Source organism: Rhodobacter sp. 24-YEA-8, assembly GCF_900105075.1.
In the GTDB taxonomy this organism is placed as follows: Bacteria; Pseudomonadota; Alphaproteobacteria; order Rhodobacterales; family Rhodobacteraceae; genus Pseudogemmobacter.
In genome coordinates this window covers 3,302,496-3,323,652 of sequence record NZ_FNSK01000001.1, presented here as the reverse complement: position 1 = coordinate 3,323,652, position 21,157 = coordinate 3,302,496, and the positions used below count along the sequence as shown (strand labels likewise).

The following is a 21,157-nucleotide window of genomic DNA, read 5'->3' as shown; positions in this document are numbered from 1 at the left end:
CTCACGTCTGCGCTTGCGCTTGGCGATGCCGCCCTGCCTGGCCTCGACGATCTTCCCCGCATCCGCCACGTCCCGGGCGAGCTGAGTTTCGAGGGCCACCGCATTGCCCTTCCCGCTGCGCGACTGGATGTGGCTGCGGCAATCACCGCCGGGAAGCTCGACGAATGGATTGCAGTCGCTCGCTGGATCTCAGACCGCCTGGGTCCGGACCGCGCGTTGATCATCTCGCATGCCAATCCTCTGCGCGACCTGGCACTGCTGGGCTCGGCCCAGGGGCTGTTTTCCTATGGCCTGACCTTCGCGCAGGCGCTTCAGCGCGTTTTCGTCGGGGACTATGCCCTGATCGGGTCAGCTTCGCTGTGCATCTTTGCCGATGCCGACATAGAGGAACAGTTCCGCCGCGCCTATGTTCCCCATTACACCGGTGTCCTGGCTTCCGATGGTCCACAGGCCATCGCCCGCGCGCTGGAGCCGGTGTGCGCCACCCCGGTCAGCCTCCAACCATCCGGGAAGTCCGGCTCGGGGAAGCTGAAGGTATTGCTGATCGCCTATTTCTCCGGCCCATCCAGAACTGTCGGAGTGCAGCGGATCAATTACTGGCACGCTCAGATGGAAGCCCTGTCGCAGGGAGAGGTGGAGATCACCCTCGCCACGGCGACACCATGGCCGAATCCTCCCCAAAATGTACGGATCATCCCCGACTGGGGCCCTGCCGTGCTGATCAGGCCCGACGGCAAGCCTGAAAGCTGGGCAGTTCCCTTCCTCGACAGCGAGAAGCTGAACGCCAAGAGCGCCTCGACGCTTTCCTATTACTGGCGCATCGCACTGGAGCGGCATTTCGAAGCCGCAGACGATCAATACGACGTGGTGATTCTGTCAGGCAATCCCTTTGCGGTCTTCGACTTCGCCACCTGGGCCAAACGCCGCTGGTATGCGCGGGTGATCCTCGATTACCGCGACCCCTTTGCCAACAATCCACGCATGGCCTTCACGCCGCAGGCGCGGGAAGCTGTCCGTTACCTCGAACAGGGCTATAACCTCCAGGCCGACCTGGTGACCGTCGTCAACGACGACTGCATCGCCAAAGTAGAGGCGCTGGAAGATGTGCCGGTCAAAGTCATCCCGAACGGCTTTGACGAGCGCACCCTGGTACAAGCGCGGACACGCTGGCGGGAGGCGGATTCTTCCATCCACTTCGTCCATGCCGGGACGATCTTCCATGATCGCTCGCCCACGGCGCTGATCGGGGCGCTGGACCCCACGCGCCACCGGTTGCATCACATCGGTAACCTCGCAGGAATCGATCCCGCCGATCAGGAGGCTCCCCAGGTGGAGCTGCATGGCACGCTGCCCTATCCCGAAGTGCTGGGCCTGATCTCGCAGGCCGATTGTGGCATCGTCTTCGTCTCGGAAACCGGATTCGAAACGCCAACCAAGCTTTACGACTACCTGGCCTATGGTCTGGATATCCTGATCGTAACCCATGGCCCTCTGTATGGCGGCGCGGTTGCCGAGGTGCTAAAAGGGCTTGAGGGAATCTATTGGGCACAGAATACGCCTGAGGGACTTGCCTCTTTCATCGCTGATTACACGCCCGCGGCAACTCGGCGCGACGCGTCATATAATGACAGGTTCACCCGCCGCGGCGGCACCCTCGAACTGCTTGAGCAGATCGGCCGGCTGACCGGGCATTCCTTCACCCAGAAGAAAACGGGAATGGAAGCATGACGAAATCCGTCCTGACTGTGGTCGGCGCCAGGCCGCAATTCGTAAAAGCGGGCGCGGTCAGCCGGGCACTGCGGGCCCACCCGGAACTAACCGAATGGATCGTTCATACGGGCCAGCACCACGACGCCAATATGTCCGACATTTTCTTCACCGAAATGGACATTCCCGCCCCGCGCTGGAGTCTGGACATTCATGGTGGCCAGCATGGCGAGATGACAGGCCGGATGCTGGCTGCACTGGAAACGGTCATGGTCGAGAACCGCCCGGATCTAGTGCTTGTCTATGGGGATACCAATTCCACCCTGGCGGGCGCGCTTGCGGCGGCAAAGCTGGGCATTCCGATCGCCCATGTCGAGGCGGGGCTACGCTCCTTCAACCGTGCCATGCCCGAGGAGATCAACCGCGTCCTGACCGACCACCTCAGCGCCCTGTTATTCTGCCCGACTGGCCTCTCTGTGCGCAACCTGGCCGCCGAGGGAATCACCGGACCGCAGGTGCATGAGGTGGGCGATGTCATGTTCGACGCCACGCTGCACGCCCGCAGCCTGTCGGCCGACCGCTCCGATATCCTCAGGGACCTCGGCCTGACGCCGAAGGGCTATTGCCTCGCCACCATCCACCGGGCAGAGAACACCTCCTCGCCCGAAAAGCTGGCACGGGTTATCACCTATCTGCGCGAGGCCGCGGCGGCTGAGGGTGTTCCATTGGTGCTTCCCCTGCATCCGAGGACCCGGCAAGTGGCCGCGAACCTGGATCTGGATGGGATCATGGTGATTGAGCCGCAGGGTTATTTCGACTTCCACCGTCTGCTTGGTGATGCCCGGCTGATGCTGACCGACTCCGGCGGGGTGCAGAAGGAAGCCTATTTCCATTCCGTCCCCTGCGTCACGCTGCGTGACGAAACCGAATGGGTAGAGACGATCGAAGCCGGCTGGAACCGGCTCTGGACCCAGGAAGGCCAGACCGAGCGCCGGTCGATACCCGATTACGGTACAGGCGACAGCGCCGGTGCCATCACCCGCATCCTTTCTGACTTCCTCTATCAGAGGCGCTGACCGGACCTCACCGAGTGTGGCTTTTGCCTCGCGCCGGACCTTGTTGCATGCCTCTGGCCGCAAAGGACTCAAGTTGTGAATCCAGGCGGTCAGATGGTCCGCATGAGCAATCCACTACCGGCCCGCCAGCCTGCCGAAATTCAGATCCGTATCGCACTGATCAACCGTTTCTCGGCCGCCGGAACGGCAGAGATCCTCCGCGTGGGGTGATGTCAGCGGGGCAAGGGCGAATCCTGTCTCAGGCGAGAGTTACGCATTAGCGCCGAAAGATAGTCGGGATCCGGAATGGCGGTGCAAGCCTCCGGCAGATCGGCTGATATCTCAATCGCAGCCCCAGCCGCGTCCGGAGCGTTCCGGGCTGATATCACGACTTCCGCCCCCGGCTTCGGTTGGGGGAGACTCTGCCGCAATACTGGCTGTCATTGGTGGCGACTGGTCGCTCTTGTTTTTGCGGATATCAGAAATGGAAAAGCCCCCTGATCGGGGGCTATCCAGCAAAAACAATTGCTTGGTATAGATTTGGTGCCCAGAAGAGGACTCGAACCTCCACGCCTTGCAGCGCTGGTACCTGAAACCAGTGCGTCTACCAATTCCGCCATCTGGGCACGCTTTCAGTGAGGGCGATGTAGCCCTGGGGCAAAGGGTTGTCAACACGGGCTCGCGCGGAAATCGCAAGATTTTTTGACACTCGTGCGAAAGGCTCGCTGGCGCGGTCCTCTCATGGGGCTTTGGGCTTGCTGGCCCGGCATCCGGGGGCTATGGAACGGGGAATGGACGCGACGCCCGCAGGGGAGATTTCCGCATGAGCAAGCTGGTCACCATTTACGGCGGGTCGGGCTTTGTCGGCCGCTATATCGCTAGGCGCTTCGCCGGCCTTGGCTGGCGGGTCCGCGTCGCGGTACGCCGCCCGAACGAGGCGATCTTCGTCAAACCCTATGGCGCCCCGGGCCAGGTCGAACCGATCCTGTGCAACATCCGCAATGAAGCCAGCGTGAAACGCGCAGCCCTTGGCGCGGATGCTGTGGTCAATTGCGTCGGCACCTTCCGTCGCGGCGGCCGGAACAACTTCCAGGCCGTCCATGTCGACGGCGCCACGATCATCGCCCGCGCCGCGCGCGAGGCCGGTGTCGCAAAGCTGATCCATATCTCGGCGCTCGGGGCCGATGCCGGCAGCGCCTCGCTTTACGGCCGCAGCAAAGCAGCCGGCGAGACCGCAATCGCGGCGGAGTTCCCCGATGCGGTCATTCTGCGCCCCTCGGTGATTTTCGGCACCGAAGACAGTTTCTTCAACAAATTCGCCGGCATGGCGCAATTCGCACCGATTTTGCCGATTGCCGGCGGTCAGACCCGCTTCCAGCCGGTCTGGGTCGATGACGTGGCCCTGGCGGCCGTGAATGCCGTCACCTCTGACGCCGCTGCCGGCATTTACGAGCTGGGCGGGCCCGAGGCGATGCCGCTCCAGGATCTTTTGCAGCGTATGCTGCCGGTGATCCAGCGTCGCCGCCTGATCCTCAACCTGCCAGGCGGGCTGATGTCGCTGCCGGCCTTCGGCTTTGACATGGCCGAAGTGCTGACCGGTGGCCTGATCGTCAACAAGATCCTCACCCGCGATCAGCTGAAAATGCTGAAGGCCGATAATGTGGTGACTGAGGGCGCGCGCGGCTTCGCCGATCTGGGCGTGACTGCCTCCGCTTTTGAAGCGGTGATTCCGGATTACCTGTGGCGCTTCCGTCCTTCGGGGCAATATGCCGCCATCAAGAACTCGGCAAAAAACCTGAAGAAGGTCTGAGATTGTGGACAACACGCTGATTGCCGCCTTTCTGGGTCTCCTGGAAGGGCTCACTGAGTTTATTCCGGTCTCATCGACAGGACATCTGCTGCTGGCGGGGCATTTCCTTGGCTTCACCTCGGAAAGCCGGACCTTCGAGGTGGTGATCCAGCTTGGGGCGATCCTGGCGCTTACCTCGGTATTTGCGGTCAAGGTCGGGCGGCTTTTCATGGATGCGCGCCATGATATGGCGGCGCGGCGTGCCATTGTGTCAGTGGCACTGGCCTTTCTGCCCGCCGTGGTGATCGGGCTGCTGGCACATGGCTATATCAAAAGCGTGTTGTTTGAATCGCCGAAGCTGATTTCGATCATGCTGATCATCGGCGGCGTCATTCTGCTGGTGGTGGACCGTATCGCGCCGAAGCCGCAGCATTTCGACGCGCTGGAACTGCCGCTGGGCAAGTCGCTCGCCATCGGTTTTTGCCAGTGTCTTGCGATGATCCCCGGCGTCTCGCGCTCGGGCGCCACGATTGTCGGCGCCCTGATGATGGGGGTCGAAAAACGCGCCGCAGCCGAGTTTTCCTTCCTGCTGAGCCTGCCGACCATGATCGCCGCAGTCTCCTATGATCTGTTCAAAAGCCGCAATGATCTCGATTTCAGCGCGGTCTGGGATATCGCCGTCGGCTTTGCCGTGGCCTTCCTTGCAGCGGTTCTCGTGGTGAAATGGGTGCTCTCATACGTCAGCCGCCATGGCTATGCGATCTTTGGCTGGTGGCGAATCATCGTGGGAACGGCAGCGCTGATCGCGCTCATGGCTGGCAAATAGGCATGTTTGGAACCAATACTGACCTATTTTACACACACAGATGAGGATTTCTAATCGAAAGCCCTCGAAAACGATATATAGGTCAGAACTGCTGACTTTTATTCAAAACCCCTCAGATGTAGGAAGGCGCACCCGGAACCTGCTTTGAGGGAAGCGCAGCCATGGCCACGCAAAAGATGCTGAAATTTGTTTCCCTGGGCAAAGAGATGCCCGAGAAACGCAAAGCCTCTGACCGCAACCAGGATTTCGACGAGATCTATCGCGAATTCGCGGCAGAAAAGGCGGCCGAGCAGGCGAGCCGCTGTTCCCAATGCGGCGTGCCTTATTGCCAGTCGCATTGCCCGCTGCACAACAATATCCCCGACTGGCTCCGCCTTACCGCCGAGGGCCGGCTGAAAGAGGCCTGGGAGATCAGCCAGGCCACCAATTCCTTCCCCGAGATCTGCGGCCGTATCTGCCCGCAGGACCGGCTTTGCGAAGGCAATTGCGTCATCGAACAATCCGGCCATGGCACGGTCACCATCGGCTCGGTCGAGAAATACATCACCGATACCGCCTGGGAAGAAGGCTGGGTGCAGCCGGTTGCCCCGCATGCCGAACGCATGGAATCGGTCGGCATCATCGGTGCGGGCCCGGGCGGCCTTGCCGCTGCTGAACGGCTCCGCCGCGCGGGTGTCCAGGTCACCGTCTATGACCGCTATGACCGCGCCGGGGGGCTGCTGACCTATGGCATTCCGGGGTTTAAACTGGAAAAGCCGGTTGTCATGCGCCGGGTGGAACAGCTGGAAGCCTCGGGTGTCACCTTTGTCCTGAATTGCACCGTCGGCGTTGATCTCTCGTTCGAGGAAATCCGCGCGCGCCATACCGCCGTGCTGATCGCCACCGGCGTCTACAAGATCCGCGAGATCGAGGCCCCCGGTTCGGGCGCGCGCGGCATCGTCAGGGCGCTTGACTATCTGACCGTGTCGAACCGGCTCTCTTTCGGCGACAGCGTGCCGGAATATCAAGATGGCAGCCTGAACGCGAGCGGCAAGCGCGTCGTCGTCATCGGCGGCGGCGATACCGCGATGGACTGCGTGCGCACCGCGATCCGCCAGGGCGCGACTTCGGTGAAATGCCTTTATCGCCGCGACCGCGCCAATATGCCCGGCTCGCAGCGCGAGGTGCAGAATGCCGAAGAGGAAGGCGTAGACTTCGTCTGGCTCGCGGCGCCGAAGGGCTTTTCGGGCGGCACAGCGGTCGAGGGCGTGATGGTACAGAAGATGCGCCTTGGCGCGCCGGATGCCTCGGGCCGTCAGTCGCCCGAGGTGATCGAGGGCGCCGATTATGTCGAACCCGCCGATCTCGTCGTGCAGGCGCTCGGTTTCGAACCCGAAGCCTTGCCGAAACTCTGGGGCGTCGACGAGCTGACCGTCACCCGCTGGGGCACGATCAAGGCCGATTTCCGCAGCCATGCGACCTCAATTCCGGGCGTCTATGCCGTGGGTGACATCGTGCGCGGGGCAAGCCTTGTCGTCTGGGCGATCCGTGACGGCCGCGAGGCGGCAGATGCGATCATCGACTCCCTTGGTCATGCCGCTGTAGCGGCCGAGTGACCCTTTCCCGGGAGAAGCGCCATGATCCGTTGCCTTGCTCTGCTCTGCGCCGTGGTGGTCTCGCCTGCCCTGGCCGCAGCCAGACCCTTTGACGCGACCTCCCCCGCGATCCCGGGCGGGGCGTGCGGCGAGGGCTGTGAAGGCGCGAAACAGGCCCGTCATCTGCGCCCCTTCGCCATGATCCTCTCGGGCGACGATGGCTTTGAAGTGAATACCGATACCATCAGAAGCAAGGTACAGTCGGGGGCAGTGCTCCCTGATCACGAGGTCTCGCCGATATGAACCGCTTTTTCACCGTAACCCTGTCTTCCGCGCTGCTGCCCATGCTGGCGGGTCTGGCAGAGGCGCGCACCTGGTCTGCCCCGGAAAGCTGCGAGATCTTTATGACCGTGCAGGCCAAGGGCTGCCGGGTGTCGAATTACTATACCTGCACCACCGATCCGAAAGGTGATCAGTGGCGCGCCGATTTCGACCAGGAAGGGCTTTTCTTCCGGTCGCGGATCAATTCCGAAACCGAATGGGTCGAGAGCATCAGCGAAGGCGAAGGCGCCGGAACGGTGCAGATGCTGGCACCGGCCCCCGCCGATCCGGCCTCGTTCTCGGAACTGATTGAGACCGGGATCGACACGTTTGAATTCTCGCTGACCCGCAATACCGGCTTTGACACCACGGTGACCGGTTTTGACCGGCTGACCGGCCGCAGCGTAACGATTGACGGTGTCGTGCTGGAGGAAACCGAATTCGAGGCGACCGAGACCGATGCCGATGGCGCCCAGGTCCGGCGCTCGCGCGGCAATGAATATATCTCGCGTGAGATGCGGCTGTTCTTTTCCGGCCCCGGCCAGAGCGATCTGGGCGATGGCCAATGGCTGCCGATCGACGGCAGCCCGATCGACTTCATCTTCCCCGGAGAGCCCGGCTTTGCCTCCCCCCGCCCGCTTTATGACTGTGATCCGCTGATGACCGAGGCTCCTGCCAATCCGGCGCTGGAGCGGCTGTGGAGGGCGCGTTATGGCGACTGAAAAAACCGGCCAATGCCTGTGCGGTGCGGTGCGGCTGACCATTTCCAGCCCGCCGTCAGAGCTGAGTGTCTGCCATTGCGGCATGTGCCGGCGCTGGACCGGGTCGGCCTTTGTCACAATCGATGTGGCGCCGCATAATCTTCATATCGAAGGGGCCGGTCATGTGCGCGCCTATGCCTCGTCAGACTGGGCCTCGCGCAGCTTTTGCGACACCTGCGGCACCACGCTCTGGTATCGGCTGAAAGATGCGCCGGGCCATGACGATTATTACATCGCGGCCGGGCTGCTGGATGACCTGACCGACATCAGGCTGACCCGCGAGATCTATATCGACGCCAAGCCCGATGCCTGGGCCTTTGCCGGCCCGACCGAGAAAATGACCGAAGCCGAGCTGCTTGCCTCGATGGGCATCTCTGCCGATTCCGACCCCGCCAGCACCTGAAGGAGTGAGCCATGACGATCTATGATGAAGCCTGGGTGAAAGCGGAAGAAGCCAAGCGCGCTTTCATGGCTGAAAACAGCCTTTACCGCGATGAGGACGAACATTCCTCCTGCGGCGTGGGTCTCGTCGTGGCGGTCTCGGGCAAGCCCTCGCGCAAGGTGGTGCAGGCGGGCATCGACGCGCTGAAGGCGATCTGGCACCGGGGCGCGGTCGATGCTGACGGCAAAACCGGCGACGGCGCCGGCATCCATGTGCAGATCCCGGTCGATTTCTTCTATGACGTGGTGCGCCGCACCGGGCATGAGCCAGATCCGCAGAAATGGATCGCAGTCGGCCAGGTCTTCCTGCCGCGCACCGATTTCGCAGCCCAGGAGCGTTGCCGGACCATCGTGGAAACCGAGGTTCTGCGCATGGGCCATTATATCTATGGCTGGCGCCACGTTCCGGTCGATATCTCGGTTCTGGGCGAGAAAGCGAACGCGACCCGCCCCGAGATCGAACAGATCCTGATCCGCTGCGAAAAGGAAATCGACCGCGAGCAGTTCGAGCGTGAACTCTACATCATCCGCCGCCGGATCGAGAAGGCGGTCACCGCGTCGGGGATCTATGGCTGCTATCTGTGTTCGCTGTCCTGCCGCTCGGTGATCTACAAGGGCATGATGCTGGCCGAGCAGGTCTCGGTCTTCTACCCCGACCTCCAGGACGAGCGTTTCGTCTCGGCTTTCGCGATCTACCACCAGCGCTATTCCACGAATACCTTCCCGCAATGGTGGCTGGCACAGCCCTTCCGGATGCTCGCGCATAACGGCGAGATCAACACGCTGAAGGGCAATGTCAACTGGATGAAATCGCACGAGATCCGTATGGCATCGAGCGCTTTCGGCGAGATGGCGGAAGACATCAAGCCGATCATCCCGGGCGGCACGTCAGACAGCGGCGCGCTGGATGCGGTGTTTGAGGTCATGGTGCGTTCGGGCCGTTCGGCCCCGATGGCCAAGACCATGCTGGTGCCCGAAGCCTGGTCGAAACAGACCGATACCATGCCCCAGGCCTGGGCGGATATGTATTCCTATTGCAACTCGGTGATCGAGCCCTGGGATGGCCCGGCAGCTCTGGCGATGACCGATGGCCGCTGGGTCTGCGGCGGGCTTGACCGCAACGGGCTGCGGCCCATGCGCTATGTCATCACCGGCGACGGGCTGCTGATCGCGGGGTCCGAGGCGGGTATGGTGCCGGTCGATGAACTGACCATCCGCGAAAAAGGTGCGCTTGGGCCGGGCCAGATGATCGCGGTCGATATGGTGGATGGCAAGCTCTACCATGACACCGAAATGAAGGACAAACTCGCTTCTGCCCAGCCCTACGGCGAATGGGTCGGCAAGATCACCCATCTCTCGCCCGATCTCGACGCGCTGCCGGAACATGCGATGTTCCGGGCGGGCGAATTGCGCAAACGCCAGATTGCGGCCGGCTATTCGGTCGAGGATCTGGAGCAGGTTCTGGCCCCGATGGCCGAAGACGGCAAGGAAATGATCGCCTCGATGGGCGATGACACGCCGCCGGCGGTGCTGTCGAAAATCTACCGGCCGCTGTCACATTATTTCCGGCAGAATTTCAGCCAGGTGACGAATCCGCCCATCGACTCCTTGCGCGAAGGCCGGGTGATGTCGCTGAAAACGCGTTTCGGCAATCTGCGCAACGTGCTGGATGAAAACTCCAGCCAGACCGAGATCCTGGTGCTGGAAAGCCCCTTCGTCGCGAATGCCGAATTTGACGCGATGGTGAAGCAGTTCGGCGAACATGTCGCTTTCATCGACTGCACCTTCCCGGTCGGCCCGACGCTGAACGACCTGCAAAATGCGCTGGAACGGATCCGGGCCGAGGCCGAGGATGCCGTGCGGTCTGGCGCGGGCCAGCTTATTCTGACGGATGAGCATCAGGGCGAGGGCAAAGTCGGCATGCCGATGATCCTCGCGACAAGCGCCGTGCACAGCTGGCTGACGCGCAAGGGGCTGAGGACCTTCTGTTCGATCAATGTGCGCTCGGCGGAATGTATCGACCCGCATTATTTCGCGGTGCTGATCGGCTGTGGCGCCACCACCGTGAACCCTTACCTCGCGCAGGACAGCATCGCTGACCGCATCGACCGGGGCCTCCTGGAAGGCAGCCTTGTCGAGGCGATGCGCCGTTACCGCGATGCGATTGACGCCGGGCTTCTGAAGATCATGGCGAAGATGGGGATCTCGGTGATCTCGTCTTACCGCGGTGGTCTGAACTTCGAAGCCGTGGGCCTGTCGCGCGCCATGGTGGCGGAATATTTCCCCGGAATGCACAGCCGCATCTCGGGCATCGGTCTGCACGGGATCGAGCAGAAGATCGAAGAGGTCCATGCGCGTGGCTGGCTCGGCGGCTCGGATGTGCTGCCGATCGGCGGCTTTTACAAGGCACGGCGCTCGGGTGAAAAGCATGGCTGGGAAGCCCAGACCATGCATATGCTGCAAGCGGCCTGCGACCGCGCCAGCTATGATCTGTGGAAGACCTATTCCGCCGCGATGCGGTCGAACCCGCCGATCCATCTGCGTGACCTGCTCGACATCAAGACGCTGGGGAAACCCGTGCCGATTGAAGAGGTGGAAAGCATCACCTCGATCCGCAAACGGTTCGTGACTCCGGGCATGTCTTTGGGCGCGCTGTCGCCCGAAGCGCATATGACGCTGAACATCGCGATGAACCGCATCGGCGCGAAGTCGGACAGCGGAGAGGGCGGCGAAGATCCGGCGCATCAATACCCGTTCCCCAACGGCGACAACCCCTGTGCCAAGATCAAACAGGTGGCTTCCGGGCGCTTTGGCGTCACGGCGGAATATCTGAACGCCTGTGAGGAACTGGAGATCAAGGTCGCCCAGGGCGCAAAACCCGGCGAGGGTGGCCAGCTTCCGGGGATGAAGGTCACCGATCTGATCGCGCGGCTGCGGCATTCGACGAAAGGCGTCACGCTGATCAGCCCGCCGCCGCATCACGACATCTATTCGATCGAAGATCTGGCGCAGCTGATCTATGACCTGAAACAGATCAACCCGCGCTGCAAGGTGACGGTAAAGCTGGTCTCGGCCTCCGGCGTCGGCACGATTGCGGCGGGTGTCGCCAAGGCAAAAGCCGATGTGATCCTCGTGTCCGGCCATAATGGCGGCACCGGGGCCTCGCCCGGGACCTCGATCAAATATGCCGGCCTGCCCTGGGAAATGGGCCTGACCGAGGCGCATCAGGTGCTTTCCATGAACAACCTGCGCGAGCGGGTGACGCTTCGCACCGATGGTGGCCTGCGGACCGGGCGCGATGTGGTCATGGCGGCGATGATGGGCGCGGAAGAGTTCGGCATCGGCACCGCTGCGCTGATCGCGATGGGCTGTATCATGGTGCGTCAGTGCCAGTCGAACACCTGCCCGGTCGGCGTCTGCACGCAGGACAAGGCATTGCGCGACAAGTTCACCGGCAATGCCGATAAGGTCGTCAACCTGATCACCTTCTACGCGCAGGAAGTGCGGGAAATCCTCGCCTCCATCGGGGCGCGGTCGATGGATGAGATCATCGGACGGCCGGATCTGCTGGTCCAGGTCTCGCGTGGGGCTGCGAGCCTTGACGATCTTGACCTGAACCCGCTTCTGATCACGGTCGATGGCACGCAGAAGATCACCTATGACCGCTCGAAGCCGCGCAATGCAGTGCCCGATACGCTGGATGCCGAGATCATCAAGGATGGCCACCGCTTCTTTGAGGATGGCGAGAAGATGCAGCTGTCCTATGCGGTCAGGAACACGTCCAGGACCATCGGTACCCGGGCCTCGTCGCATATCGTGCGCAAGTTCGGAATGAAGAACAGCCTGCAGCATGACCATCTGACGGTGAAACTGACCGGCAATGCCGGGCAGAGCCTTGGCGCTTTCGCGGTCAACGGGATCAAGATCGAGGTCCAGGGTGACGCGAATGACTATGTCGGCAAGGGGCTGTCGGGTGGCGTGATCGTGGTGCGGCCGATGATGGCCTCGCCGCTGAAAGCCGAAGACAACACCATCATCGGCAATACCGTGCTTTACGGCGCGACCGATGGTTTCCTCTTTGCTGCCGGCAAGGCGGGCGAGCGGTTTGCGGTCCGGAATTCGGGCGCGAGCGTGGTGATCGAGGGCTGCGGCTCGAATGGCTGCGAATATATGACCGGCGGCGTGGCAGTGATCCTTGGTGAGGTCGGCGCGAATTTCGGCGCAGGCATGACCGGCGGCATGGCCTATATTTACGACCCCGAAGGCCGGGCTGCGGATCTGGTCAACCCCGAGGGGCTGCTCACGAACGGCCTTGGTCACCCGCATTGGGAGACGCAGCTGAAAGACCTGGTGGAACGCCACCGTGCCGAGACCGGCTCGCGCAAGGCCGAAAGGATCCTTGCCGAATGGGAGAGCGAGCGCGGCAATTTCCTTCAGGTCTGCCCGAAAGAGATGCTGCCGCATCTGGCGCATCCGCTGACCACGCTGGCGGATAAGGTGCCTGCCGAATAAGCGGTCCGGCTGCACCAGACGCTGCCTGAAACGACAAAGGCCCTCCGACTGATCGGGGGGCCTTTTCCATTCTGCCCGTCCCTGTCCTTGCGCTCTTGACCCGCGCCTGGACCTGGATAGTCATATCCCGGTGCAAAGGGGTATCCGCCATGACCGCAATCATTTCCGAAGAACACCCGCTTACGCCCGATCTGGCGCTGCTGTTTGACCGCCATACCGCTGATATGCACGCCCAGACCCCGCCCGAGAGCATCTATATGATGGATAAATCTGCGCTGGCGGCGGCAGATGCGCGGTTTTTCGTGCTGCGCGAGGCCGGGACGCCCCTGGCTATGGGAGCGCTGAAACGGATCACGCCGGATCATGCCGAGATCAAATCCATGCATGTGCTCTCTGAGGCGCGCGGGCGTGGGCTGTCGTCGAAGATGCTCGCGCATCTGATCGCGGCGGCGCAGGGGGATGGTTACGGGCAGCTTTCGCTGGAAACCGGGCGCGAAGAGATCTTCACCCCGGCAAAGCGGCTTTATGAAAAGGCCGGGTTCACCGAATGCGAGGCCTTTGGCGATTACAGCCATGACCCGAATTCGCTTTATATGACGCGCGCGCTGTAAGGAGCCCATCACATGACCCGCGTCCTCCACGAACCCGTCGATGCGTCCCGGGTGCCGCGTTTCGCCGGCCGGCCGAGCTTTATGCGGCTGCCCACCCCGGACACGCCCGAGGGCCTTGATATCGCGCTGGTCGGCATCCCCTGGGATGGGGGCACCACCAACCGCGCCGGCGCCCGCCATGGCCCGCGCGAGGTCCGCAACCAGTCAAGCCTGATGCGGCGCGGCCATCATGTCTCGGGCGTGATCCCCTATGAGCTGGTCGCAGTGGCGGATGTGGGCGATATCGAGGTGCAGCCCATCGACCTGATGGCGGCGCTGGCCCAGATCGAGGCGGGGATCGCCGCGATTTGCGCGGCGGGTGCGCTGCCCTTGTCGGTCGGGGGTGACCATCTGACGACGTTGCCGGTTCTGCGTGCGATCCATAAGGCGCGGGGGGAAGGGCCGCTGGGTCTTGTGCAGTTCGACGCCCATTCCGACACCAATGACCGCTATTTCGGCGACAATCTCTACACCCATGGCACCCCTTTTCGTCGTGCCATCGAAGAGGGGATCCTCGACCCGCAGAAGATCGTGCAGATCGGCATTCGTGGCTCGGTCTATGCCGCTGATGAACATCAGTGGGCGAAAGATCAGGGCATCCGCATCATCTATATCGAGGAGGCCGACAGGCTTGGCCCACAAGGTGTGGTGGATGAAGTGCATCGCATTCTGGGCGACACCCCCTGCTATGTCACCTTCGACATCGACGGGATCGACCCCTCAATGGCGCCCGGCACCGGCACACCCGAGATCGGCGGCTTCACCACCCGCGAGGCCCAGACCATGGTGCGCGGCCTTGCCGGCCTGAACATCCGGGGCGCGGATGTGGTCGAGGTCTCTCCGCCTTTCGATATCTGCGGGCTGACGGCGCTGACCGGAGCAACAATTCTCTTCGAACTTCTCTGCGTGATTTCGGCCGGCCTGAAACGCTGACCCGTAGCGATCGCACAGAAACACCGCCCCTGCCCCCGCGAAAACGGGCTGAACACCCATCTCTGGTTGTATTAAATGCTTCACTTATCAGAAAGGGTTGTATCATAAAGAAGATACAGTCACCTACTTTGGTTACCGGATCCCGATAACATGAGAGTTCGTCTGCCAGGCTGGATAACCCACCCGACACTCAGAATGTCGATCATCGCAATCCTGTTGGTCGTGCTCCTGCCGACCCTGGGCGTCGTTGCAATGGCCTTGCTGAATGTCGGGCAATCCTTCCGGACACTGTCAGAGCAAAGGCTGCTGGAAACCGCGCATATCCTCGCGCGCACGACCGAAAGCGAGATCAGCGTCACCGGGCGGCTGCTGCATGCGGTCCGCAGCGGACAAAGCCGCGACAGCAACGAGGTATCGCCGGGCGTCCTGATCCTGTCCAACCGCGAAGAAGAGGGCACCTATAAGCTTTTCACCCTGCGGCGTGATGCCTCGGGTAAGATCATCGCGCCTGAGTTCAGTGAGGCCGAGGTCGCCCGACTGGTATTGCAGGCCGCCGAGAGCGGCAGGATGCAGATCTCGAACCTGCTGCCTCCACGGTTTGACGACGACAGGCCCCGGGTGGCAATCGCTTATCCTGAAGCCGCTCCCGAAGGCGCTATGGCGGATGGCGGGCAGCTGATACATGTTGTCGCGGTCACCGACCACCCGTCCAGCCTGCTCCACTCGCTCACTGATGACAGCATGGGAGAGAGCAACGCCGTGCTGGCGATCACCGATGGCACAGGGCGGCTGCTGGCGCGCTCGGTCGATGGCGACCGTATGCTGGGGCGCAAGGTACCCGACTGGGAACAGCTGACGGCGATGGGAACTGACAGTGGCAGCTTCCGGGCGACCACGATGGAGGGTCGCGCCATCATGTTCTCGTTCCAGAAGATCCCGAATACGCCGGGATGGGTTGCCGTGGTCGGCGAGCCGCTGGTCACATTCGATGCCCGCTGGGAGCACCCGATCCGCTCGATGATCCTTATGTCGGTGGGAACGATCGCAGTGGCGCTGCTGCTGGCATTGGTGCTGGTGCGTGGCCTGCTGCAGCCGATTCACGATATTGCGCAGCGATCCGACAAGATCGCGCGCGTCGGCGGTGCCTCGGATGAGGCCTCCGTCGGCATCCCACCAGCCCGCATCCGTGAGTTCGAAACATTGCGGCGCAGCCTGGAACTGGCCGACCGTAAAATGCGCGGGCGCCTTGCAGAAAGCCGCGCCGCAGAGGCGGCCTCGCGCACCAATCTCGACGCGATGCAGCGGGCGGAGCGACTTGCAAGGATCGGCTCCTGGACGCTGGATCTTGCCAGCGGCAGATTCCACTTTTCGGAAATGATGGCCGAAATGAACGGCCGGTCCACCAAAGACCCGGTGACGGTGGAAGATCTGAAACGGATGATGCCCGAGGCGGATTTCAAACGGGTTGGCGATGCCATTGCCCGCTGCCTCGAAACCGGCGAAGCCTATACCGTTGATGTGCAGCATTACACACCCGGTGGCGGCACTTTCGCGGCCGAGATCCGCGGCAGCGTGCTGCGCGACGAGGCCGGTGCCATCTGTGGCCTCAGCGGCACCGTCCAGGATGTCAGCGAGCGCGAGGCGTCCCGCGCCCAGATGGCCGCCATCGCCGACAGCCTGCCCAATGGGGCAATCTACCGGCTCGATTTCCTGACCCCCGAGCTTGGCCTGACCGGAGAGACGGTAACGCGCCAGGAGATGCGCTTCTCCTATGTCAGCGCCGGCATCGATGCTCTGATCGGCATCAGTCACAACGCGCTGATCCGGGATCCCTCGCTCTTTATTGAAGCCGTCCATCCCGAGGACCGCGCCCGCTATCTTGAAACCTCGCGTCTCGCGACCGCTTCGGGCACGAATTTCGAATGCGAATTCCGGTTGATCCGCCCTGATGGCGAGATCATCTGGATCCAGGTCCGCTCGGCGCCGCGCGCTTCCGAGGCGGGGCGTATCTGGGACGGGATCATCCTCGATGTCACCCCGGCCCATGAGGCCGCAGAAGCTCTGCGTCGGGCCAAGGAAGACGCCGAGGCTGCGGAACATGCCAAGAGCGATTTCCTCGCCACGATGAGCCATGAGATCCGCACGCCGATGAATTCCGTGATCGGGATGACCCGGCTCGCGCTGCAGACGCAGCTTGACCCCAAACAGCGCGCCTATCTTGGCAAGATCAATGATTCCGCCAATGTCCTGATGGGAATAATCAATGATATCCTCGACTTCTCCAAGATCGAGGCGGGTGGCATGGTGCTGGAAAAATCCGTATTCCGGCTGGAATCCGTGCTGGAATCAGTAGCATCGGTCACCGCACTCAAGGCCGAGGAAAAGGCGCTTGAGCTCACTTTCGTAGTGGCCCCCGGCACGGCGCAACACTGGCGCGGCGACTCGCTGCGGCTGGCCCAGGTTCTGACCAACCTCGTCAGCAATGCGGTGAAATTCACCACTGAAGGCGATGTGGTCGTCTCGATCTGCACGCTTCCCGAGGCGCCTGCGGGGGTGCATCAGTTGTTCTTCACAGTCCGGGATACCGGGATCGGCCTCAGTCAGGATCAGATCGACGGGCTCTTTCGCCCCTTCTCCCAGGGGGACAGCGATACCGCCCGCAAATTCGGCGGCACCGGGCTTGGTCTTGCGATCTGCAGGCGCATCGTCGAACTGATGGGTGGCACGATCTGGGTGGAAAGTCGGCCAGGCCAGGGCAGCACCTTCTGCTTTACGGTCGAACTCGAACCCGCCGCACCCGAGATTGTCCCCGGGTCACTGATGCAGCTTTCCGCAGGCCTCGGCACAAGGCGCGTTCTGATCGTCGATGACAACGAAACCGCGCGGGAGGCGCTTTCTGAGATCGTTGACAGTTTTGGCATGTCCTCGGTCGCGGTCGACAGTGGTGAGGCGGCATTGCGTCTGCTGCACCGCACTCAGACCGGAGACGAGCCTTTTGATATCGTGCTGTCAGACTGGCGGATGCCGGGGATGGACGGGCTGGAACTTGCCCGCGCCATCCGCAGCGATGCGCATCTGGTGAACATGCCCGCCGTACTGATGGTGACGGCCTATGGCCACCAGCTCGTGATCGCAGAGGCCACTCGGATCGGGTTGCAGGGCGTGCTGCTCAAGCCGGTGACGCGTTCGATGATCCTCAACACGTTCATGGAGGTGCTGTCGGTCGCACCTGTCGATGGCTTCAACCGTGCCCCGGAACCTAAGATAACGGAAAATACTGATCTGAAACGGATTCTCGGCGGTCGCGAGATCCTCGTCGTCGATGACAATGCCCTGAACCGCGAGGTCGTCGGCGAATTTCTCGATCTCGTCGGGGTAAAGGTCACGATGGCGGATAACGGTCTCGACGCCATTGCACGGATGAAAGAACGTCGCTTTGACGTCGTGCTGATGGATGTGCATATGCCGGTGATGAACGGGCTTGAAGCGATCCGCGAGATCCGCCGCCACCCGGAATGGTCGGACCTTCCGGTTGTCGCATTGACGGCCCAGGCCAGGGTCGAGGACGAGCGTGAAAGCATCGCAGCCGGCATGAGCGCGCATCTCACCAAACCGCTTGATGAACAGGCCCTGTTCCACCTGCTTTGCGACCTGATCACCAGAAAGGATGAGACGGCAGAAACGGATCCCCCGCCGGCCTCGCTGCCCTCCGCTGCGCCCGCACTACCCGAATATCACGCCGATTTGCCTAAACTTCTGCGTCGCTTCGGCGGCTCGCGTGACCGGCTTTTGCGATTTATCAACGGCTTTCTGCGTGACTTCGGCGATATGGCTGAACGGTTCGCAGAGATGAATATCGAGACGGATATCACCACGGTCGCGGAATTCTCCCATCGGGTGAAGGGGGTGGTCGGCTATGTCGAGGCAGAGAGCCTCTTCGCTATGTCCGGCACGGTCGAGACGGCCGCACGTCAGGGCGATATCGCCGGCATAGAGGCCGTTTCGGAACAGTTCCGACAGTTGATGGCGGAATGCGTGGCCGGGCTGCGTCAGCTGGCCAGAGAGATGCAGGCTGAGCCGACGCAAGCGGGTGCGGCAGGTCTGTCGGCGCAGGAGGCCTGGGAACAGCTGGAAGTCACCCTGCCGCTGGTCGCTGCCGGTGACTTTGCGGCACGTGCCAATCTGCATGCTCTGGCCGAGGGGCTGACAGATACGAATCTGCGCAGGCAGGTAAGGTTCGGGCTGGAACAATTCGAGGATCTGGAGCTGGGACCGGCGATCGTCACGCTGCGCGAAGTCAGCGACGCGCTCGCCACCATGATGCGAAGGACAGATGCATGAAAGCAGCGGCCCTTCAGGCAGGCTCTCAGCTCGCGACAATTCTGGTTGTCGATGACGACCGGCTGAACCGCGTTGCGCTGGCAGAGCTGCTGCAGCCGGATTTCCGGGTACTGATGGCCAGGGATGGTCCATCCGGGCTCGAGATCCTGACGCGTGAGGCGGTGAGCCTCGTCTTGCTGGATGTCTCTATGCCCGGGATGGACGGCTATGCTGTGTTGCGCGCCATTCGCGCAGCGGAACATACCAGCAATCTTCCGGTGATCTTCATCACCGGCATGTCAGATGCCGCAGATGAAGAACGCGGGCTGCTGCTGGGCGCCGCCGATTTCGTGCATAAGCCCATTCGTCCGGCCATTGTTCGCGCCAGGGTCATGACGCATCTGCGGCTGGCCCGTCAGCGCAACGAGATGGAGGCGCTCGCCTCGCTGGATGGCCTGACCGGCATCGCCAATCGGCGCTGCTTTGACGCAACCATGGATCGCGTGGCCCGCCAGACCACGCGAAGCAATGATGTTATGGGCATCGCCCTGTTCGATGTCGACCATTTCAAGCAGTATAATGATCACTACGGCCATGGCGCCGGGGATCAGGCATTGCGCACTGTGGCAGTCACTCTGACCAGGTTCGCGCGGCGCGCCGGCGAGCTGGCGGCCCGATACGGTGGCGAAGAATTTGTCTTGCTCCTCCCGGGCTGCTCTGAGCTGGAGGAGGTGATGAACAGCTTCCGTCAGAGCGTTGAAGATGCCCGGATCCCCCATGAACGCTCGGCGACCTCAGACTGGCTGACGGTCAGCGGGGGCGGGGTTGTGGTACCTGCGACAGCACTGGCGCAATCGGGCGATGCGCTGGCCCTGGCGGATCAGTTGCTTTACCGCGCCAAAGCCGGCGGCCGGAACCGGGTTCTGGTGGTACGGGCCTGATCATTGCCGTCTTGCCGGGACCATTACCCGCCCTCTTCCGGGGGTTGCCGGCCCTTCCCGGCTGCGCCCGCAATAAGGCGCCCCAGGCGCGCTTAACGCGGTCACCTGTTCTGTGACTGATCGGCTTTGCCTGATGGTCTGAGAGCCCCCGCGCAAGGCTGATCCCCCCGGAGAGATCGCATGTCGCAGATCCTGCGGCAGGGACATCCGGTCTCATCTCCTGCCGGAACGCGCGAGGTCGGGAATGAGCCGGGCCCGAAATCTGATCATGCGCCGGATCAGGGGCCGGAACAGAGCAGAGAGCCCGTCATCGTCACCCACGGGGCCCGTCTCGCATTGCGCGGGAACCGGGGGGTTCCGGGCAATGCCATGCTGCGACGCGGCGAAAGAGTACCGGCCGGAAACAACAGGGATATTCGAAATTATCACGCCCTTCTCAGGCGATATCCCACCGTTTCAGACGTCGTTTTCAGCGTTCTTATTCTGCCCGTTTTCTGCGCAGAAAGCCTGAATTTCCTGCACAAGAAACTTGACAGAATGTCGCAGCACGCGCTCACTGTGGGGAAAAAGTTTTCAAACACAGAAAACAAACGCCAGGGCCCGGCGCGGAAATATCCATCATCAGGGCCTCAGGGAGGGATGCAAAGTGTCAGATCTGACGAAACGGATCGAGACCATGCACCGGCGCGACGTCGCCGTGGCATGGGCCTTCGTTCTGGGCTTGTGGTTTGCGATCATCTTTGTCGCCATTGGCACATGGTCGCTCGCGCCTTCGGGTGCGACGCGCGCGGTGCTGCTGATCGGCGGCGCCGTTGTGCTCCTGTTTAACTCCGCAGCAATTCTCGCGATGCTGCGCCATTACCGCGAAGACCGCGACTTCATGTATGGGCTGGATATCCAGTTCCTTGATGAGGCCCGCGACGCGAAGCGGAGGCGGAAACATGGCTAAATATACCGCCCCCGTGCAAAGCAAGATCGGCCAGATCATTGACGTGATCGTCCTTCTGATCATGGCCATCGGCGCGCTCTATATTCCGTTGTGGATGGGCATGGCCGGCTCTTCAAAGGAACCCGTCGCCGTCGAGAACCCCACCTGGGACGCGCTTGGCCAGAACCCGGCCATGGTCGGCCAATGGGAGAAGCTTGGCTTCAGCGACCCGGCCGCCGCCGCCGAGCTGATCACCGCGCGCTTCGACTATTCCTTCTCGATCTCGTCGCTGATCGTGATGATCGTGGTCATCGTGGGCTATTACGCAATTCTGCTGCGGTTTTCTGAAAAAGAATACTGCGATGTTATCGCTGAAAAATTCGGCGAGTAAGGGCAGCA

At 62.1% G+C, this 21,157-nt stretch carries 15 protein-coding genes and 1 tRNA gene; 15 read left to right on the top strand and 1 reads right to left on the bottom strand.

The features are described 5' to 3' along the window. Positions 1-129: 129 nt before the first annotated feature. Together BLW25_RS16000 and wecB are read left to right on the top strand one after the other, a co-directional pair. The gene (locus BLW25_RS16000) at positions 130-1,728 is read left to right on the top strand and encodes a glycosyltransferase family protein (RefSeq protein ID WP_143040527.1); all 1,599 of its coding nucleotides are present in this window, start codon (positions 130-132) and stop codon (positions 1,726-1,728) included. After that, positions 1,725-2,783 carry a non-hydrolyzing UDP-N-acetylglucosamine 2-epimerase gene (gene wecB / locus BLW25_RS15995; protein ID WP_092900880.1) on the top strand — a complete coding sequence of 353 codons (1,059 nt, stop codon included), beginning with the start codon at positions 1,725-1,727 and terminating at the stop codon, positions 2,781-2,783. The genes BLW25_RS16000 and wecB overlap by 4 nt, the downstream gene beginning before the upstream one ends. Positions 2,784-3,303: 520 nt before the next feature. Here the strand turns inward: wecB and BLW25_RS15990 are convergent. Next, positions 3,304-3,388, bottom strand: a tRNA-Leu gene (locus tag BLW25_RS15990). A 197-nt stretch (positions 3,389-3,585) separates the two neighbouring features. Here BLW25_RS15990 and BLW25_RS15985 point away from each other — a divergent pair. The 13 genes from BLW25_RS15985 (at position 3,586) to BLW25_RS15925 (ending at position 21,149) form a co-directional block, all read left to right on the top strand. Next, a complete protein-coding gene (locus BLW25_RS15985) occupies positions 3,586-4,572 on the top strand; it encodes a complex I NDUFA9 subunit family protein (RefSeq protein ID WP_092900877.1) in 987 nt (328 codons plus the stop codon). Position 4,573: 1 nt separating this feature from the next. After that, positions 4,574-5,377: an undecaprenyl-diphosphate phosphatase gene (locus tag BLW25_RS15980; protein ID WP_092900874.1), complete on the top strand. Its 804-nt coding sequence runs from the start codon at positions 4,574-4,576 to the stop codon at positions 5,375-5,377. 161 nt (positions 5,378-5,538) lie between these two features. Beyond that, entirely contained in the window at positions 5,539-6,972 is a 1,434-nt protein-coding gene (locus BLW25_RS15975; protein WP_092900871.1) for an NAD(P)-dependent oxidoreductase, read from the top strand. 21 nt (positions 6,973-6,993) lie between these two features. Next, positions 6,994-7,254 carry a hypothetical protein gene (locus BLW25_RS15970; protein WP_092900869.1) on the top strand — a complete coding sequence of 87 codons (261 nt, stop codon included), beginning with the start codon at positions 6,994-6,996 and terminating at the stop codon, positions 7,252-7,254. Further along, the gene (locus BLW25_RS15965) at positions 7,251-7,994 is read left to right on the top strand and encodes a hypothetical protein (protein WP_253188513.1); all 744 of its coding nucleotides are present in this window, start codon (positions 7,251-7,253) and stop codon (positions 7,992-7,994) included. Before BLW25_RS15970 ends, BLW25_RS15965 begins: the two co-directional genes overlap by 4 nt. Beyond that, positions 7,984-8,436, top strand: coding sequence for a GFA family protein (locus BLW25_RS15960; RefSeq protein ID WP_092900866.1), 453 nt, complete (start codon positions 7,984-7,986; stop codon positions 8,434-8,436). The genes BLW25_RS15965 and BLW25_RS15960 overlap by 11 nt, the downstream gene beginning before the upstream one ends. 11 nt (positions 8,437-8,447) lie before the next feature. Then, positions 8,448-12,986, top strand: a complete 4,539-nt coding sequence (gltB, locus tag BLW25_RS15955) for a glutamate synthase large subunit (RefSeq protein ID WP_092900863.1) — start codon at positions 8,448-8,450, stop codon at positions 12,984-12,986. A gap of 149 nt (positions 12,987-13,135) precedes the next feature. Then, on the top strand, positions 13,136-13,597 hold the full coding sequence (locus BLW25_RS15950; RefSeq protein WP_092900860.1) for a GNAT family N-acetyltransferase: 462 nt from the start codon (positions 13,136-13,138) through the stop codon (positions 13,595-13,597). 12 nt (positions 13,598-13,609) lie between these two features. Beyond that, positions 13,610-14,569 (top strand): agmatinase, encoded by a 960-nt coding sequence (speB, locus tag BLW25_RS15945; protein WP_092900857.1) that lies wholly within the window; start codon positions 13,610-13,612, stop codon positions 14,567-14,569. A gap of 195 nt (positions 14,570-14,764) precedes the next feature. Further along, a complete protein-coding gene (locus BLW25_RS15940; RefSeq protein WP_171909587.1) occupies positions 14,765-18,910 on the top strand; it encodes a response regulator in 4,146 nt (1,381 codons plus the stop codon). Further along, complete coding sequence (locus BLW25_RS15935) at positions 18,907-19,830, top strand: GGDEF domain-containing response regulator (RefSeq protein WP_092900852.1); 924 nt, start codon at positions 18,907-18,909, stop codon at positions 19,828-19,830. The genes BLW25_RS15940 and BLW25_RS15935 overlap by 4 nt, the downstream gene beginning before the upstream one ends. Positions 19,831-20,476: 646 nt before the next feature. Beyond that, a complete protein-coding gene (locus BLW25_RS15930) occupies positions 20,477-20,779 on the top strand; it encodes a hypothetical protein (RefSeq protein ID WP_249495968.1) in 303 nt (100 codons plus the stop codon). Next, the gene (locus BLW25_RS15925) at positions 20,772-21,149 is read left to right on the top strand and encodes a hypothetical protein (protein WP_092900849.1); all 378 of its coding nucleotides are present in this window, start codon (positions 20,772-20,774) and stop codon (positions 21,147-21,149) included. Before BLW25_RS15930 ends, BLW25_RS15925 begins: the two co-directional genes overlap by 8 nt. The last annotated feature ends 8 nt before the right edge of the window (positions 21,150-21,157 follow it).